Here is a 503-nt window from a genome sequence, read left to right as displayed (position 1 = left end):
ATATTGTGTATTTAATAAAGCTTGATTGTTTTGATTTAAGCTAGTAAAATTTTCGCAAAAATATAAAGCTTTTAATAAATAAGGTTCTGAGTCGATATTAATATTGTCTATTGTATCTTTTGGACTTAATACTTTGTAATTATTTTGCAATTCATTTGTTTTTTCAATGGTATTATTAAGTATAGGAGTTTTTTTAAAGTCATAAAAAGGAAAATAATAATGCTTTAAATCTTTGACAATTTTGCCATTATAGTATAAGTGAATTTTTTGCATATTTTTAATTTGTGTTTTATGACAATGCGCTAAATTATAATAATATCTTTCGTTGGAAGTTAAACCCAAAGATAAATGAGTTTCAAATTCTCTCATAACATCAACAAAGGAAATACCATACTCTTTTAACCAAGATTCTATTTTAGAATTAATCCACCAAAGAGCTACCATTGCTGTGCCAACAATAGCAATGCCTGCTAAAATTCCAAGTGTTGCACTACCGGTAAAAA

Annotated in this window: 1 pseudogene; it reads right to left on the bottom strand. The window is 26.0% G+C overall.

The features are described from left to right. Nucleotides 1-503, bottom strand: a pseudogene (locus H2280_RS08490) (hypothetical protein); the annotation flags it as partial.

It is taken from the genome of Campylobacter sp. 2457A (assembly GCF_020135895.1).
GTDB lineage: Bacteria > Campylobacterota > Campylobacteria > Campylobacterales > Campylobacteraceae > Campylobacter_D > Campylobacter_D taeniopygiae.
The sequence above is the reverse complement of the archived record's forward strand: the minus strand, read 5'-3'. Positions and strand labels throughout refer to the sequence as shown.